This window comes from Clostridium formicaceticum (genome assembly GCF_001854185.1).
Lineage (GTDB): Bacteria > Bacillota > Clostridia > Peptostreptococcales > Natronincolaceae > Andreesenella > Andreesenella formicacetica.
The window spans coordinates 393,200-411,705 of record NZ_CP017603.1; the positions used below are offsets into that span (position 1 = coordinate 393,200).

15 protein-coding genes are annotated in these 18,506 nt (G+C 36.3%); 1 reads left to right on the plus strand and 14 read right to left on the minus strand.

Features of this window, described 5'->3' with window-relative positions; translation table 11 throughout:
• Nucleotides 1-31 precede the first annotated feature (31 nt).
• From BJL90_RS01765 to uvrC, 8 genes are all read right to left on the minus strand, one after another.
• Complete coding sequence (locus tag BJL90_RS01765) at nt 32-400, minus strand: (2Fe-2S) ferredoxin domain-containing protein (RefSeq protein WP_070963754.1); 369 nt, start codon at nt 398-400, stop codon at nt 32-34.
• Nucleotides 401-430: 30 nt separating this feature from the next.
• Complete coding sequence (locus tag BJL90_RS01770; RefSeq protein ID WP_070963755.1) at nt 431-904, minus strand: NADH-quinone oxidoreductase subunit NuoE family protein; 474 nt, start codon at nt 902-904, stop codon at nt 431-433.
• Between the two features lie 407 nt (nt 905-1,311).
• Nucleotides 1,312-2,232, minus strand: coding sequence for an NADH-quinone oxidoreductase subunit G (locus BJL90_RS01775; RefSeq protein WP_070963757.1), 921 nt, complete (start codon nt 2,230-2,232; stop codon nt 1,312-1,314).
• A gap of 15 nt (nt 2,233-2,247) precedes the next feature.
• On the minus strand, nt 2,248-4,044 hold the full coding sequence (gene nuoF / locus BJL90_RS01780; protein WP_070963759.1) for an NADH-quinone oxidoreductase subunit NuoF: 1,797 nt from the start codon (nt 4,042-4,044) through the stop codon (nt 2,248-2,250).
• A gap of 38 nt (nt 4,045-4,082) precedes the next feature.
• On the minus strand, nt 4,083-4,451 hold the full coding sequence (locus tag BJL90_RS01785; RefSeq protein ID WP_070963754.1) for a (2Fe-2S) ferredoxin domain-containing protein: 369 nt from the start codon (nt 4,449-4,451) through the stop codon (nt 4,083-4,085).
• Between the two features lie 30 nt (nt 4,452-4,481).
• Nucleotides 4,482-4,955: an NADH-quinone oxidoreductase subunit NuoE family protein gene (locus BJL90_RS01790; RefSeq protein ID WP_070963755.1), complete on the minus strand. Its 474-nt coding sequence runs from the start codon at nt 4,953-4,955 to the stop codon at nt 4,482-4,484.
• Nucleotides 4,956-5,300: 345 nt separating this feature from the next.
• On the minus strand, nt 5,301-6,227 hold the full coding sequence (hprK, locus tag BJL90_RS01795) for an HPr(Ser) kinase/phosphatase (RefSeq protein WP_070963760.1): 927 nt from the start codon (nt 6,225-6,227) through the stop codon (nt 5,301-5,303).
• Nucleotides 6,228-6,252: 25 nt separating this feature from the next.
• Nucleotides 6,253-8,124, minus strand: a complete 1,872-nt coding sequence (gene uvrC / locus BJL90_RS01800; RefSeq protein ID WP_070963762.1) for an excinuclease ABC subunit UvrC — start codon at nt 8,122-8,124, stop codon at nt 6,253-6,255.
• Nucleotides 8,125-8,439: 315 nt separating this feature from the next.
• Here uvrC and BJL90_RS01805 point away from each other — a divergent pair, with 315 nt between their 5' ends.
• Nucleotides 8,440-8,994 carry a stalk domain-containing protein gene (locus BJL90_RS01805; protein ID WP_070963764.1) on the plus strand — a complete coding sequence of 185 codons (555 nt, stop codon included), beginning with the start codon at nt 8,440-8,442 and terminating at the stop codon, nt 8,992-8,994.
• A 120-nt stretch (nt 8,995-9,114) separates the two neighbouring features.
• On the opposite strand, the gene uvrA is transcribed toward BJL90_RS01805, so the two are convergent.
• From uvrA to ftsE, 6 genes are all read right to left on the minus strand, one after another.
• Nucleotides 9,115-11,952 (minus strand): excinuclease ABC subunit UvrA, encoded by a 2,838-nt coding sequence (gene uvrA, locus BJL90_RS01810; RefSeq protein ID WP_070963766.1) that lies wholly within the window; start codon nt 11,950-11,952, stop codon nt 9,115-9,117.
• An 18-nt stretch (nt 11,953-11,970) separates the two neighbouring features.
• Nucleotides 11,971-13,950 (minus strand): excinuclease ABC subunit UvrB, encoded by a 1,980-nt coding sequence (uvrB, locus tag BJL90_RS01815; RefSeq protein WP_070963768.1) that lies wholly within the window; start codon nt 13,948-13,950, stop codon nt 11,971-11,973.
• A 330-nt stretch (nt 13,951-14,280) separates the two neighbouring features.
• Entirely contained in the window at nt 14,281-15,501 is a 1,221-nt protein-coding gene (locus BJL90_RS01820) for a S41 family peptidase (protein WP_070963769.1), read from the minus strand.
• 142 nt (nt 15,502-15,643) lie between these two features.
• Nucleotides 15,644-16,777, minus strand: coding sequence for a murein hydrolase activator EnvC family protein (locus BJL90_RS01825; protein WP_236905003.1), 1,134 nt, complete (start codon nt 16,775-16,777; stop codon nt 15,644-15,646).
• A gap of 21 nt (nt 16,778-16,798) precedes the next feature.
• The gene (ftsX, locus tag BJL90_RS01830; RefSeq protein WP_070963771.1) at nt 16,799-17,722 is read right to left on the minus strand and encodes a permease-like cell division protein FtsX; all 924 of its coding nucleotides are present in this window, start codon (nt 17,720-17,722) and stop codon (nt 16,799-16,801) included.
• Nucleotides 17,712-18,398 carry a cell division ATP-binding protein FtsE gene (ftsE, locus tag BJL90_RS01835; RefSeq protein WP_070963773.1) on the minus strand — a complete coding sequence of 229 codons (687 nt, stop codon included), beginning with the start codon at nt 18,396-18,398 and terminating at the stop codon, nt 17,712-17,714. The genes ftsX and ftsE overlap by 11 nt, the downstream gene beginning before the upstream one ends.
• Between the last annotated feature and the right edge of the window lie 108 nt (nt 18,399-18,506).

Below are 18,506 nucleotides of genomic sequence, written 5' to 3' on the forward strand. Positions count from 1 at the left end.
CTTTACCTATTGTTAAATTTTTTTCCAGCCTTTACTTTTCGTAAGCACCTATTGTATAGTCATAAACAACGTTACCGTTGACAATGTGATCTGCAATGATTTTTCTTGCCCTCTCTTCTGTCATGGCTACATAAGTTACCTTTTCTTCTCCTTCTTTGTAAACTTCTACAATGGGCTCCAGTCTACAGGCTCCTATACAACCTGTTTGTGTTACTACTACATCCTGAAGGTTTCTTTTATTAACTTCTTCAATCAACGCCATCATCACTGGTCTAGCTCCAGCTGCTATCCCACAGGTAGCCATACCCACCACAATTCTTGTACCTTTTCTATCCTGTCTAAGGTTTACTTTCTCCAAGGTCTCTTGTCGAATTTTTTGTAACTCAGCAATCGTTTTCATATTCCGCCCTCCCTCTTTGATTTTTGATCTTTAATATTTTTCTATAATCCCAGGTACATCTTCTACCTTCAATCTTCCATATACATCTTCATTTACTGTAAGTACTGGTGCTAGACCACAGGCGCCTATACATCTTGTAGCTACTAAGGTAAACTTTCCATCCGAAGAGTTTTGTCCTGGCTTTATATGGGTAATTTCACTGATTTTATCAATGATGGCCTGGGCTCCCTTAACATAACAGGCGGTTCCTAAGCAAACACCGATCACATAATCTCCCTTTGGCTCAAGAGAAAACTGGGAATAGAAGGTTACCACCCCGTAAACTTCACTCAAAGGAATGTCCATCTCCTCTGATATTTTTTTCTGTACTTCTAAGGGCAAGCATCCAAAGATTTTTTGTCCTTCCTGTAGTACCGGCATCAAAGCGCCACTTTTCCCCTTGTTTGCGTCAATAACTTTCTGTAATTTTTGAAAATTCTCCTCAGTTAAAATTTTCTTCGCCATAATGTCCCTCCTTTTATAATTCCCTTCTGTTTTGTCCTGCTCATCCTTTATTAACGTATACTAGAAAATATTGTGAATAATAATTCGTAATTAATAATAATTATTTATTGTAAAATGCTGCCAAAATAGCTTTTTTCTATTATAACACAGAACTGAGTAAAATGTTAAGCTTTTAACTATCTTTTTTTGTTTTTTTCTGAGCCCTTATAACCCAGTGTTTTAGCGGTTTTTTATATATTTTAAAATTTATTTACTTTTTTTCAATCTCTATTTATACCTTGTTCCATCATTTAAAAGTTAGATATATTAATTATTACAAAATATTTATTATTAATCAATAAATATTTTTATTTAAAACCAACCTTGCAAATTATTGGGCTATAGAAGAAAAATTTAATCAATTTAATTTATTTTTGTAACTTACTAATAATCTTATCTAAACCTAGTGCCTCTTCCCAAGTGCTTTCAACAAATCCATCATCCTTTTTGACAAAAGGTATTTCAGCTTCTTCATTATACATCAGATCCACCGCAATTCTTCCCTTTAAACATAAAGGTCTTCCTTCTCCAGGCTTTTTCGCTCTTACAGAAATCACTTTGTTATTCTTTTTCAGTAGTTCAAAATCACAACCATATTCACATACCGTACACTTAACTTCCTGTTTTTCAGCCTCCCAAGACCTTACTTTCCCTATAGCTCTTTTATCCATTAACGCTCCCACCGGACAAACAGTTACACATCGAGCACAAGAAACACAACTGGATTCCGCTAGCGCATTATCATAATCTGCAACAATATGGGTATTAAATCCTCTCTCCCCAAAAGATAAGACCCTTCTTTCCGCTACTTCTCCACAGGTTCTTACACATTTTCCGCACAAAATACATTTGCTATCATCCCGGTATATATAGGGATTAGAAGTATCAATTTTACCATTTCTTCGCGCACCATCATGTTCCATAAATTTTACATCATACTTATAAGCATATTCTTGAAGCTTGCACTCCCCTGCCTTCTCACAAGATAAACAGTCATTGGGATGATTATCTAATAATAATCTTAGAATTTCCCTCCTAGTTTCTACCAAATCTTCATCTTCTGTAGTCACCACCATCCCTTCTGCTACTGGTGTGGTACAAGAGGCCACTAAATTCCTTGCCCCCTCCACCTTAACTACACAAATCCTACAGGCCCCCACTTTATCTAGATCAGGATCATAGCACAATGCAGGTATATTGATGCCCATCTCTTTTGCAGCCTCTATAATTGTATAGTTTTCTGGAACCTGAATTTTTTCTCCATTTATTGTTAAGTTTACCTTTTTCAATTCAATACCCCCTTATTATTTTCTATTAATCGCGTTAAACGGACATGCCGATAAACAAGCACCGCATTTAATACATTTTTCTGTATCTATTGCATAAACTTCTTTACCCTTTTCACCACTTATACAGCTTACTGGACATTTTGTAGCACAAATACCGCATTTTTTACAAAGCTCTGCTACAACCGTATACTGTAATAACGCCTGACATACTCCTGCTGGACAGCGTTTTTCATTTACATGAGCCTCATATTCGTCTCTGAAATACTTTAGTGTTGATAATACTGGGTTTGGCGCTGTTTGGCCTAAGCCGCAAAGCGATGCTGATTTAATGGTCTTCGCTAAGGTTTCAAGTTTGGTAATATCCTCCATCACACCTTTGCCTTCGGAGATTTTTTCTAATAACTCCAACATTCTTTTTGTACCTTCTCGACAAGGGGTACATTTTCCACAGGATTCTTCTACAGTAAAGTCTAAGAAAAATCTAGCAATATCCACCATACAGTTATCTTCATCCATAACAATCATTCCGCCAGAACCCATCATAGAGCCTAGGGAGATGAGGTTATCATAGTCAATAGGTGTGTCAATATATTTTGCTGGTATACAACCTCCAGAAGGCCCTCCTGTTTGTACCGCTTTAAAAGCCTTACCATTAGGTATACCGCCGCCAATTTCATAGATAACTTCTTTTAATGTGGTTCCCATAGGGATTTCTAGTAAACCGGTATTATTAATCTTACCTCCTAGAGCAAATACTTTTGTTCCTTTAGACTTTTCGGTTCCTATGCTGGAAAACCACTCTGCGCCTTTTAAGATGATTTGTGGTACATTGGCATAGGTTTCCACATTGTTTAACAGAGTAGGTTTATCCCAAATTCCTTTATGGGCTGGGAATGGTGGTCTTGGTCTTGGCATACCCCTTTTCCCTTCAATGGAGTTAATCAGGGCTGTTTCTTCCCCACAGACAAAGGCTCCTGCACCCAGGCGAATTTCTAAATCAAAACCAAAGTCTGTACCAAAGATATTTTCTCCTAATAAGCCTTTTTCTTTTGCTTGATCTATCGCTATTTGAAGTCGTTTTACTGCTATGGGGTATTCTGCACGAACATAAACATAACCTTTATTGGCGCCTACTGCATAGCCAGCAATAGCCATTGCCTCTATAATTACATGGGGATCTCCCTCTAATACGGAACGATCCATAAAGGCTCCCGGGTCACCTTCGTCAGCATTACAGGCTACATATTTTTGATCGCCCTCTGCCTTCGCTGTGAATTCCCATTTTAATCCAGTAGGGAAACCACCGCCACCTCGACCTCTTAGACCAGATTTTTTTATCACATCAATGACTTCTTCCGGCGTCATCTCTGTTAATACCTGTGCTAGGGCTTGGTAACCATCAAAGGCAATATATTCTTCTATCACTTCAGGATTAATCAAACCACAATTTCTCAAGGCAACCCTTTGTTGTTTTTTGTAAAAACCTACTTCGTTAATGGCTTTGATGGTATCTTCCTCTACCGATTCCTTATATAATAAATCCTTAACAACTCTTCCTTTTAATAAATGCTCCTCTGTAATTCTTTCAACGTCTTCTAGTTTCACATGACTGTAAAAAGCTCCCTCTGGGTAGACAATAACAATTGGCCCGGCTTCACAAAGTCCAAAACACCCTGTTTTAACTACCTTGACTTCCTTTTCGAGATTATATTCTTTTAATTGACTTTCTAATTTTTCTATGATTTTTAGTGAATCGGAGGATGTACACCCCGTTCCTGCACATACCAGTACATGCGATCTAAATAAATCCATTGTTTAACCCCCTTTATTGTTAGACTTTTTTTCAGCCTTTACTTTTCATAAGCTCCTATTGTATAGTCATAAACAACGTTACCGTTGACAATGTGATCTGCAATGATTTTTCTTGCCCTCTCTTCTGTCATGGCTACATAAGTTACCTTTTCTTCTCCTTCTTTGTAAACTTCTACAATGGGCTCCAGTCTACAGGCTCCTATACAACCTGTTTGTGTTACTACTACATCCTGAAGGTTTCTTTTATTAACTTCTTCAATCAGCGCCATCATCACTGGTCTAGCTCCAGCTGCTATCCCACAGGTAGCCATACCCACCACAATTCTTGTACCTTTTCTATCCTGTCTAAGATTTACTTTCTCCAAGGTCTCTTGTCGAATTTTTTGTAACTCAGCAATCGTTTTCATATTCCGTCCTCCCTCTTTGATTTTTGATCTTTAATATTTTTCTATAATCCCAGGTACATCTTCTACCTTCAATCTTCCATATACATCTTCATTTACTGTAAGTACTGGTGCTAGACCACATGCACCTATACATCTTGTAGCTACTAAGGTAAACTTTCCATCCGAAGAGTTTTGTCCTGGCTTTATATGGGTAATTTCACTGATTTTATCAATGATGGCCTGGGCTCCCTTAACATAACAGGCGGTTCCTAAGCAAACACCGATCACATAATCTCCCTTTGGCTCAAGAGAAAACTGGGAATAGAAGGTTACCACCCCGTAAACTTCACTCAAAGGAATGTCCATCTCCTCTGATATTTTTTTCTGTACTTCTAAGGGCAAGCATCCAAAGATTTTTTGTCCTTCCTGTAGTACCGGCATCAAAGCGCCACTTTTCCCCTTGTTTGCGTCAATAACTTTCTGTAATTTTTGAAAATTCTCCTCAGTTAAAATTTTCTTCGCCATAATGTCCCTCCTTTTATAATTCCCTTCTGTTTTGTCCTGCTCATGTGCTATTGAAGCATGCTGGAAAAGATTTCGAATAATAATTCGTAATTAATAATAATTATTAATTGTGAATGCTGCCAAAATAGCTTTTTTCTATTATAACACAGAACTGAGTAAAATGTTAAGCTTTTAACTATCTTTTTTTGTTTTTTTCTGAGCCCTTATAACCCAGTGTTTTAGCGGTTTTAAAAACCTCCGAAAAGTTTTTATGCTCTTCGGAGGTTTTTTATGCGTTCTAAATCCTCTAAAAAACCAGAAATTTGTAATAATTATTATTTAATATAAATTTTTAATTAATAATAATTATTGTTTTTCAACAGTGAGATGTTCCAATAACTTATCACTAAAAGCTTTTGCTGCATTATAGCCCATAATTTTCAACCGGTGGTTTCTTGCTGCTACTTCTATGATCACCGCAATGTTTCTTGCAGGCTTTACTGGTATCACCATTTCTTCTACTTTTATTCCTAATATTTCTCTAAAACTTTCATCTAACCCTAATCGATCATAACTCTTATCAGTATCCCATTCTTCCAAACTTACCACCAGATTAATATCCGTTCTAATTTTAATAGCACCAACACCAAATAAGCTTTTCACATCCATAATCCCTATACCTCGTACCTCCATCATATGCCTAGTAATCTCAGGAGCGCAAGCCACTAAATAATCTTGTCCTATTCTTTTGACCTCTACAGCATCGTCTGCTACGAAAAGGTGGCCTCTTTTTATAAGTTCTATAGCAGTTTCACTCTTGCCTATACCACTTTTACCGGTGATCAATACGCCTACACCATATATATCCATTAATACCCCATGCAGGGTGATTGTATCAGCTAAATTATCTTCTAGGTAAGTGGCCAATTTGCTAAACAATTTTGTTGTATTCAAACTACTTCTTAATATTTTCCTTTGATATTTTTCCGCTGCCTCCATTAGCTCCTTTGGCGCTTCCAAATCTCTGCTGAGTATAAGACAAGGAATATCGTATGATAATATTTTATCAAACCTTGCTTTCCTTGTATCCGCATCTAATGTATTTAAAAATCTGTGCTCTACCTTACCTATAATTTGAATTCTTTCATGGGCAAAGTAATCAAAGTAACCAGCTAGTTGAATCCCAGGTCTATTTAAATCACTGCTAATTACTTGGGTATCTTCATCCATCAAACGATTCAATTCCTCCAATTTCAAATCTTCAATAAGTTTCCTTACTGTAATATATTTCATAGGCTACCTCCTATAGTACAAGTTTTTAGTTTGTTTTTCTAAAAAATGTATAAATGTTTTCTGCTACAGTTTTATTTAATCCTTCTACCTCCGTTAATTCTTCCAAAGTTGCTTCCTTGATTTTATTGATATCTTTAAAATGTTTCATAAGATTTTTTCTCCTGGTTTCCCCTATTCCAGGTATTTCCTGTAGGATAGAATACATACTGGTATCTTTTCTCAAACTTTTATGATAGGTGATAGCAAATCGATGGGCTTCCTCCTGTACTCTAGCAATAAAACGAAATAAACTTGAAGTTTTGTCAATCAATAATTCTCTCCCTTGATAGATGAGGCCTCTGGTTCTATGGCGATGATCTTTAATCATGCCACAAACAGGGATGATAAGTCCAAGTGCATTTAAAGACTTTTCAACACTATGAACTTGTCCTAAGCCACCATCTACCATAATCAAATCAGGAAATGTAGAAAATTTGCCTTCTTCTATTGTAGTTACACCCTCAATAATATTTTTTGTTTCCTTCAAGCCTCTTTTAAATCGTCTTAAAATGATTTCTTCTATACTAGCATAATCATTTGCACCCTCAACTGTTGCTATTTTAAATCTTCTGTATTCTTTATTTTGAGGTTTTCCATCTTCAAAAACCACCATAGATCCCACCGACTCTACCCCTTGAATATTAGATATATCAAAGGCTTCAATACGATAAGGCAATACTGTTAATTCCAGTATCTCCTGTAATTCCCCTAACAACCTTTCTTTTTCTTCTTTCTTTCTGGCCTTTATTTCCTTTGTTTGTTCCATCATTAAAAGAGCATTCTTTTTTACCATTTCCACTAATTTCCTTTTTTCCCCTTTTTTAGGTGACTTCATCGTTACTTTACTACCTCGTTTTGTACTAAGCCAATCCTCCATTAACTGTTGATCTTCTAATTCCTCTTCAACCAAAACCTCTTGTGGAATAAAAGTCATATTATTGTAGAACTGTTTCACAAAAGAAGATAAAATTTCTCCAATGCCTTCTTCTTCGTTGGTAGACAAGGTATAATGCTGTCTTTGTACAACTTTTCCTTTTCTAATAAAAAATACCTGTACGTAGCTTTCTTCATCACCCTTGGCCACCGCTATAATATCTTGGTCAACTTCGTTGGTGGAGACCATTTTTTGTTTTTCCACGATGCTGGACAAGGCTAAAACCTGATCCCTATATTTTGCTGCCCCTTCATAATTCATTTTTGCAGCAGCCTCTTGCATTTTCGCTTGAGTTTTTTTTATTAATTCATTCTCTTTACCACTTAGAAATAAAATGATTTCTTGAATCAGCTGCCCATACTGTTCTTGTTCTACCCTGCCAGTACATGGGCCTAAGCAGTTTTTTATATGGAAATTCAAACAGGGCCGTTCCCCTTTTTCCATAGATTTGGCTATGTTTTTTTTGCATTTCCTTATGGCAAATAGCTGGTGAATCACTTCTAGCGTCTCATTTAAAGCTGTTACATTTGTATAAGGCCCGAAGTATTTCGCTCCATCCTTTAAAAAGCGCCTGGTTTTCATCACTCTAGGGTAGGCTTCCTTCATGGTTATTTTAATATAAGGATAAGTTTTATCGTCCCTAAGCAATATATTGTATTTCGGTCTATTTTCTTTTATCAAATTACACTCTAGAATTAATGCTTCTAATTCTGTGTCCGTAATAATGTACTCAAAGGAGTAGATATTGGCCACCATCGCCTTCACCTTTGGTGGTTGATTTTTTAAGGACTGAAAATACTGTCGCACTCTATTTTTTAGCGATATAGCCTTACCTACATAAATAATTTCATCTTCTTTATTTTTCATCAGATATACGCCCGGCTTTTCCGGTAATATTTTTAACTGCTGTTTTATGTCAAACATTTTGTTCCTCCTAGATAGATGCATGCCTTTAAACTTTAATCTATTTCAGTATCATATTTATCCTTCGGTGTATTACTAAAGTTCCATTTTATCACTACATCAATACTGGCTATTAAAACATAAATACAAAGGTATATTTTTAGTATATATCTTATCTTAAATAAATTGCAACAAAAGATATTTTTAGACATCTGATTCTTTAATGTTTTTGATTATGAGTTAAATCTCATTTTATATAACTTAATCACAATAGGGAAGTATAATTTCCCACAGTTTGACAATACTTTTAACAAATTACTGTTTGGAGGTGTTTTTGTGAAAAAGAAAGGAATTATCATGATTCTATTAAGCTTGTTCTTCCTCACTACATCTTTTAGTCTAGCAGCCTCTAATATCCCTTGGGTAAAAGGATATATAAGAAATTTTACCATTGTACACAACCACCAAATATTACCATTAGACAAAAATCCTATTGTAGTTGAAAACCGCCTTTACCTCCCTGCAAAATTTATTGCTGAAGCATTTGATTACCATACAACATGGCATCCCAGCAATGAAACAATTACCTTCAGCCCCAAAACTTTAGAAGAAAAACTACCTGCCTGTAATCCCTTAGTAGGAGAGTACTTCATCTACGGTGAGATACAGGACATTGATTTTCAAGACCGTCAAATCAAAATCGAACAACATTTGGATCACCTTAGTAGAGAAGTATTTGACTTTCTTCAGATTCAAGAGAATGCTATGATTTTTCTTAAAAGAAACGCGCATTCTATGAAAGTGGATTTAAAGGACCTAAAGGTAGGAGATGTTATCAGTCTTATTGTGACAAAGGAAGACACAGTGAGAGGCATCATCATAGATGGTTAAAAATAAATTCAAAAAATTTCATTTTCTTCCTAGAAATGAAAGCCCAGTACAGTTACGTATGTTTTATACACTGTTGACTGGGCTTTCTTATACTACTAAGTTTTCTTATGCTTTAAGGGATTAACCTTTATGCAAAACTTTTTTCAAAAATATACCGGTATAAGAATTCTTTACTTCAATAATTTTTTCCGGTGTACCCTCCGCTACAATTGTTCCCCCACCACTTCCACCTTCGGGACCAAGGTCGATAATATAATCTGCTGTTTTTATAACATCTAGGTTATGCTCTATCACCAATACCGTGTTTCCAGAGGCTACAAGTCTTTGTAGAACACCAATAAGACGATGAATATCTGCTATATGCAGTCCGGTGGTTGGTTCATCTAAAATATATAGGGTTTTCCCCGTGCTTCTTTTACTTAGCTCGCTAGCCAATTTAATCCTTTGGGCTTCTCCCCCTGACAATTGGGTAGAAGGTTGTCCCAATTTTATATAACCTAATCCTACATCATATAAAGTCTGTAACTTATTATGAATTTTAGGTATACTTTCAAAAAATTCCAAGGCTTCCTCTACATTCATCTGTAAAATATCAGCAATGGTTTTTTCTTTGTACTTTACTTCTAGAGTTTCTCTATTATAGCGCTTCCCTTTGCAGACTTCACAGGGTACATAAACGTCCGGCAGGAAGTGCATTTCAATTTTAATAATACCATCCCCACTACATGCTTCACATCGCCCACCTTTTATATTAAAACTAAATCTGCCTTTTTGATATCCCCTCATTTTTGCATAGGGGGTTTGGGAAAAAACTTCACGAATATGATCGAAAACACCTGTATAGGTAGCAGGGTTAGATCTTGGCGTCCTGCCGATAGGAGATTGATCAATTTCGATGACTTTATCTATATGCTCTATCCCTTCGATTGCTTCATGAGCCCCTGGCCTGCTTTTGGCACCATTGAGTTCCTGCGCCACTTTTTTATATAGTATTTCATTTATCAGTGTGCTCTTTCCAGAACCCGACACCCCGGTAACACAGGTAAAGACCCCTAGAGGAATCTTCACATGAAGATCTTTTAAGTTGTTTTCTCTAGCTCCCTTAATGATAATCCACTTGCCATTAGGTTTTCTTCTTTCATCAGGAATTTCTATTTTCTTTTTTCCGCTTAAATACTGTCCTGTAATAGAGGCTTCAGATTTTTTAATCGTTTCTAGATCTCCTTGTGCTACTAAATAACCTCCATGAATCCCTGCTCCTGGTCCTATATCAATAATATGGTCAGCTTCTAGCATCGTATCTTCATCATGTTCTACGACAAGAACCGTGTTTCCTATATCCGTAAGGTTCCTCAAGGTTTTCAAAAGCTTATCATTATCCCTTTGGTGTAAACCTATACTAGGCTCGTCTAAGATATATAAAACCCCTACTAAACTAGAACCTATTTGTGTTGCTAATCGTATTCTTTGGGATTCTCCTCCCGATAAGGTACCAGCATTCCTGGATAAGGTCAAGTATTCTAATCCAACATCCTGCAAAAAATTTAATCTCTCTTGAATTTCTTTTAAAATTTGTTTCCCAATAAAGGCTTGCCTCTCCTCCAAAGTCAGATGATCAAAATAGTACTTCGCTTCCTTTACCGATAATTCCGTTACTTGATGGATATTTTTATCTCCGACAGTAACTGCCAAAGCAACATCCTTCAATCTTGCTCCCTTACAGTTATTACAAGGCATTTCAGCCATATATTCCTCAATTTTTTCCCGCATATAATCAGAATTGGTTTCCTTGTAGCGTCTTTCAAGATTTGGTATTACCCCTTCAAAGTAAGAGGAATAGGTTCGAATCCCCCCATACTTAGATTCATACTGGAAGGTAATTTGTTTGCCACTTTTTCCATAGAGGACATCTTCAATAAAATCCTTTGGTAGATCTTTTATAGGCGTATCTATACTAACATTGTACTGCTTCGCTAAACTTTCCAGCATTTTAAAATAATAGGTGTTTTCTCCATTGCCATTGGAACCACTCCAAGGATCAATAGCACCTTGACGAAGGGTTAAGCCTTTGTTTGGAATCACTAATTCAGGGTCCACCACCTTCATATGGCCAATACCATTACATTCAGGACAAGCGCCAAAAGGACTGTTGAAAGAGAACATCCTTGGAGCTAATTCCTCTATGCCAATCCCGTGATGAGGACAAGCAAATTTTGTAGAAAACAGATGTTCTTCCCCCCCTATCACATCTACAATTACCAGTCCTTCTGTCAACTTTAGTACAGTTTCTATGGAATCCGCAATTCTTTGATGAGAATCTTCTCTTACAACGATACGATCTACTACCACATCAATATTATGTTTCTTATTTTTTTCCAGCTTTATATCTTCTTCAATATCTCTTATTTCTCCATCAATTCTAACCCGTACAAATCCTTCTTTCTTTATTTCATCCAGCAGCTTTTTATGTTCACCTTTTTTTCCTTGAAGAATCGGTGCTAATATCTGAAGCTTTGTTCCTTCTCCTAAGGCTACAATCTTATCCACAATCTGCTCCACCGTCATTTGACTGATTTCAATACCACATACAGGACAATGGGGTGTTCCTATCCTAGCAAATAATAATCGTAAATAATCGTAAATTTCCGTTACTGTCCCCACCGTAGAACGTGGGTTTTTGCTGGTGGTTTTTTGATCAATAGAAATCGCAGGTGAGAGTCCTTCTATATACTCTACATCAGGTTTTTCCATTTGTCCTAGAAATTGTCTTGCATAGGCTGATAAGCTTTCAATATATCGCCTCTGTCCCTCAGCATAGATAGTATCAAAGGCTAGAGAGGATTTTCCTGATCCTGATAAACCTGTCATTACAACAAATTTATCTCTAGGAATTTCTACATCAATATTTTTTAAATTATGTTCCTTAGCTCCTCTTATAATAATTTTATCTTTTGCCACATTTACACCTCTTTTTTATCATTGTTGTTTCTTTAAAGTCTCTATTTCATCTCTTAATTTCGCTGCCTTCTCAAATTCTAAGGCTTCCGCAGCTTGGAGCATCTCACTTTGTAATTCCTTTATCATTTTTTCTAATTCACTCTTGGTATACTTTTTCTTATCTTGCTTTGTTACTGTATACTCTATCTCCCCTTCTGCCACCTTCGTAGCCTCAATCACATCATAGATCTTTTTCTCTATAGATTTAGGTGTGATCCTATGTGTCTTATTATATTCTGACTGGATTTTTCTTCTTCTTTCCGTCTCTTCAATAGCCTTTTTCATAGAATTGGTTATCTTATCACCATACATAATTACTTTTCCTTCAACATTTCTTGCAGCCCTACCAATGGTCTGTATCATAGAGGTTTCAGATCTTAAAAAACCTTCCTTATCTGCATCTAAAATGGCTACTAAACTGACCTCCGGTAAATCTAAACCTTCCCTTAATAGGTTAATACCTACCAACACGTCAAAAACTCCCAACCTTAAATCTCTTATAATTTCCATCCTTTCAATGGTTTTTATATCTGAGTGCAAATACCTAACTTTTATGTCTATTTCTTTTAGGTAGTTGGTTAAATCCTCTGCCATTTTTTTTGTTAAGGTAGTAATTAAGGTTCTTCTACCCTTTTCTATCTGCTGATTTATTTCCCCCACCAAATCATCAATTTGTCCTTTTACAGGTCTCACCTCTACTGCTGGATCTAAGAGGCCTGTAGGTCGAATAATTTGTTCTACCACCTGTTGACTTTTTTCTAGTTCATAAGGACCTGGCGTAGCACTTACATATAAAATCTGGTTCACCAACCCTTCAAACTCTGGAAAATTTAAAGGTCGATTATCATAGGCTGACGGTAAGCGAAAGCCAAAGTTCACCAAAGACTCTTTTCTAGATCGGTCTCCTCCATACATACCCCGAATTTGAGGAATCGTAACATGAGACTCGTCCGTAATAATTAAATAATCCTCTGGAAAAAAATCCAGCAGCGTATAGGGCCTACTGCCGGCTTCTCTACCAGTTAAGTGTCTAGAATAATTTTCTATCCCTTGACAAAAGCCTACTTCTCGTAACATTTCTATATCATACATGGTTCTCTGTTGAATTCTTTGCGCTTCTATCAATTTATCATTATCTTTAAAGTATTTTATTTGTTCCTCTAACTCTTTTTCTATCTTTTCAATAGCTCCTTCTACCTTCTCTATGCTGGTGGCATAGTGGGAAGCCGGAAAAATAGAAATGTGACTTCGTCTTCCTATGATTTCCCCTGTAAGGGCGTTCAACTCAGTAATGCGTTCAATCTCTTCTCCAAAAAATTCTATTCTTACAGCATTTTCTGAAGAAGACGCAGGGAAAATTTCTACAATGTCTCCTCGTACTCTAAAAGTCCCCCTTACAAAGTTGATATCATTTCTCTCATACTGTATATCTACCAATTGTCTTAAGACCTGATCTCTATCTTTGTTCATGCCAGTCCTTAAAGAAACTACCAAATTTTTATACTCCTCTGGATCTCCTAAACCATAAATACAGGAAACACTGGCTACAATAATAACATCCCTTCTTTCAAAAAGGGCTGCAGTAGCTGAGTGCCTTAGTTTATCTATTTCATCGTTAATAGAGGCATCTTTTTCTATATAAGTATCACTATGGGCTACATAAGCCTCTGGTTGATAGTAGTCATAATAACTCACAAAATATTCTACTGCATTGTTAGGGAAAAATTCTTTGAATTCACTACAAAGTTGCGCTGCTAAAGTTTTATTATGTGCGATTACTAAAGTAGGCTTCTGCACCTTTTCGATGATATTTGCCATCGTAAAGGTTTTTCCTGAGCCAGTAACCCCTAACAAAGTCTGATGTTTTAGTCCTTTTATAATGCCATTGCTTAAGTTTTCAATTGCCTTCGGTTGGTCTCCCGTAGGTTTATACCGGGAGTTAATTTCAAACTTCTCCATAGCTAGAACCTCTCACTTCTATATATTTAATCATTCCTATACCCTTATAGGAAAAAATTTAATCTCTGCCTCATACTAAAAACTATAGTTTTCATATCCTTTTATAAGGGTATCACAATAATATGCTTCTGTTAACTAGTAAAATTCACCTTTAAGAACAACCGTTCGATATTTTTATTATAGTCCTCTATGATTTTTCTGTCAACAAACTCCCATCATCTAAAACAAGAAAAATCCCCATAATAAAACTCCCTTCATCGTGAATCGTTATATTATTTTAACAATTCACGATGAAGGGAGCGTATCACATTAAGGACTTTGCTGATTTTTTTATTCCTGCATTTTCTCTTTGATAACTTCTATGGCTTTTTGTAATTGTGTGTCCTGATCTCTTTCTATGGTTACCTCATTTCTCAGCTCCTCTGGTAATTCTACCACAATGTCCGGTTCAATACCCTTGCCATGAATATTGGTTCCATTAGGGGTAAAATATTGAGAAACGGTATACTTAAATCCAGTACCATCATTCAGTGGTTTTACTTGCTGCACTAATCCTTTACCAAAGGTGGTAGTGCCAAGAATTACACCTCTATTTCCATCTTTGACAGCTCCAGCTAATATTTCTGACGCACTGGCACTTCCCTTATTTACTAATAGTATCAAAGGAACTTCTACCTGCTTTTTATCAGACTTTTCTATTTCTCTTGTTCCATGCCGGTCTTCTGTATAGACAATTACTTGTTCCCCCAACACCATATCGGCAATTTCTAAACACTGACTTAATAACCCTCCTGGATTATTTCTTAGATCAATGATTAGTCCTTCAATATTTTGTTTCTCTAATTCCCCAATATGCTCTTTAAAATCGTTAGCAGTTTGTTCATCAAACATGGATATTCTCACATAGCCTATATTGTTCTCCAGCATTTCTGATCTTACAGTCTTTAACCGAATTTCTTCTCTTTCTAGCGTTACTTCAAAGGGCTCATTTCTACCTTCCCTCCATAAGGTCAAAATAACATTTGTACCAGGCTCTCCCTTCATCATTTCCGCAGCCAGATCCAGCTGTTCTCCCGACACAGCTTTTCCATCTACATTGAGAATTCTATCTCCAGTGGCAATACCAGCTCTCTCCCCTGGTGTATCCTCTATAGGAGAAACCACTGTTACAAAACCATCTTCCCCTGGCGTTATAATCACCCCAATTCCTCCATAAGTACCTTGAGTTCTGGTCATTAAGTCGGTAAACTCTCTTTCTGTCATATATGTGGTATAGGGGTCCTCAACGCCTTGAAACATACCTTTAATCGCTGATTCTATTAACTTTTCTTCATCTACCTCTTTATAATAGTTTTTTGATAAAAATTCCTTTAATGTAAGTAGTTTACTATACTCATCCCCCAAATCTCTATAGTACTCATAAGTATCTCTTGGAATCAACACCTTTTGTCCTAGCGGCAGGGCAACTAAATTCCCCAGTGTTGCATTTAATACTGTGGTTAATACAACGAGAATAACCGCTCCTGCTAAAGCTTTTCTTTTACTTATCATAGCTATCTCCCCTCTTGACATTCTAGACCTATCATTTTACTATTTTATTATTTATATTGTTCCATTATACATCAAGTAAAAAAACTTTTAAAGTCGATAAAAGCCAAGGAATATACCCCTTGGCTTTTATGATTAAACTTATTTAATTTCCCCTTACCCATGGAATAGGATCTACAACCTTACCATCTTTTCTTACTTCAAAGTGTAGATGAGGTCCTGTAGATAATCCTGTACTTCCAACCTCAGCAATCTTTTGTCCTCTTTTCACCTGCGTTCCTACCGACACTACAAGTCTATTATTATGGGCATATAATGTTAATATACCCCCACCGTGGTCAATAATAATCGTTCTACCATAACCTCCTTGGTTTCCTGCAGAAACAACCTTACCATCTCCTGCCGCTACGACTGTTGTACCTGTCTTTGCTGGTATATCAATCCCTGAGTGGAATCTTTGGGTCCTTAAAATAGGGTGTACACGATTGCCATAAGGAGAAGATATTCTAGTATTTCCCGGCACAGGCCATTCCATTTTACCACCAACATATTGTCCGCTGGATTGCAGTTTTCTAAGTTGATCCTCTAAAGCCTTTGCTTCCTTTTCCAATTGATCTAGCTGTTTGGCTAATTCAACCCTATCCTTTTCTAACGCCTCTCTAAGTCGCTGTTGCTGCCCTCTAGAAACCACTAGCTGTTGTTTTTTATCCTCTACACTGTTTTTTAAACTAACCAGCTTTCTTTTTTGATTTTCTAGCTGTGCTTTTTTATCTTCGATTAAAGCTTTTTGCTCTTCCAAATACTTAAGTAGTTCCACATCATGATCAACAATTCGCTTTACCATATCCAGGTTGCTAAGTAATTCTGTAAAGTCCCGGGAGTTAAACAACACTTCTGCATAGCCAACTGTACCGTTTTTGTACATCACTCTAAGACGCTGCCCTAACAAATCCTGTTTGTCTTCAATATTTTCCTCTGCTTCTACAAGTTCCTTTGTTACCGTATTTATTTTGCCCTCGGTGTTCTTTATATCACCTTGTATTGTTTGGATTTCGTCTTCTGTTTTTGCAATTTCTACTTCCAATTGTTGTAGTTGTTCTGTAATACTTTTTTGTTGTTGATCATTTTGCTTTATTGCATTATTGATTTGTTTTTGCTGTGAATTAACATTGTTTAGCTGATTGTTTATTTTATTGGTTTCATTGGCAAAGGTAGATAAAGTAGATATCACTATAAAAATTGCAATTATAAGACCAATGCCATATTTCTTTTTCACCACCGCTTGTCCCCCCTCTTTTCATTAAACTTTCAAGTGCTTTCTTAAGGATATGATGCTACCCAAAGCACCTACACCCACACCTAATACGCTAAACACTGGTATGGTTTTATTCATCATGACATCTACTGAGACTACATAAGAACTCAACATCACATAAAATTTCGTCGTAATCAACTCAAAGGTATATTGATAGCCGTAATAAACTACCCCCAATGCTATAATAGCTCCAATTAACCCCAATACCATACCTTCAATTAAAAAAGGCCAACGTACAAACCAATTGGTAGCACCTACATATTTCATAATATTAATTTCTTGCTTTCTAGCATTTAAAGTTATTTTAATTGTATTAGAAATAATAAACATAGCAATAAGGATAAGAATTGCAATTAAGCCTAAACCAATATTTTTAACAAAGGTAGCAATATTCAACATGTTGTCCACAATATCTTTATGATATTTAATTTCTTCAATGAGTTCCAGTTCTTCTTCTTCTTGCATTGCTTGTATTGCTTCCAATTCCTTTACTACATCTTCAGCGACTTCTAAGCTGTCTAGATGAATGATATAGGAGTTTGGTAGGGTATTATCCTCCAAAACCTCTAGCAAATAACCCTGCTCACCCCATTGTTCTCTCATCTTATTTAATGCATCTTCTTTTGATTCATACTCTACAAATTGTATCCCCTGTATCGTGGTAATTTGTTTGCCTAAGTCCTGAATCTCTTCTTCAGCTGCCTCCTGCTCTAAATAAACCTGTATGGTATCGAACTGCATTTGCGCTATATAGGACAAATTGCTAATATTCAATACTACAGTAATAATAATGCCTAGTACCGCTAAGGAAGCTGCCACTGAACCAATAGAAGCTACACTCATGCCCTTATTTCGCCATATTCCTATAAATCCCTGTTTCAGCACATAACTCATTGTTCTAATCTTCATAACCATATGCCCCCCTATGCTCGTCCCTAACAATCCTACCTTTTTCCAATGCAACAACTCGTTGTTGCATTGTATCCACAATATCTTTAGCATGGGTAGCCATTAAAATCGTCGTACCTCTTCTATTAATTTGTTTTAACACCTTCATAATTTCCCAAGCAGTTTCTGGGTCTAGATTTCCAGTAGGTTCGTCAGCAATCAAAAGAGAGGGATTGTTCACGATGGCCCTTGCTATAGAAACCCGTTGTCTTTCTCCTCCAGACAATTGATTAGGATATTGTTTTGCTTTATCACTTAAATTTACCATGGCTAGTACCATAGGTACCTGACGTCGTATTTCCTTAGGAGATGCTTCTACCACCTGCATAGCAAAGGCTATGTTTTCAAACACAGTTTTATTGGGTAATAATCTAAAATCTTGAAAAACTACACTAATACTTCTTCTTAGATAAGGGATTTTTCTCCTTGACAACCTTGTAATATCCTGTCCATCAACGATGATGTTTCCGTCAGTAGGCTCTTCTTCCTTCAACAATAGTTTGATAAAAGTAGATTTTCCCGCACCACTGGGTCCTACTAAAAATACAAATTCTCCCTTTTCTATGGTTAGATTAATATTTGTTAATGCTTGAATACCTTTATTATATATTTTATTCACACTTTTTAATTGGATCAAAAATCATCAACTCCCGTTTAACAGTTTATACATTCGACATCAACTGGTGATTTCCTGCTAAAAGCAGCAAAAAACTCTAGTAAAATTTTCCTATTCTTTACAGCATTT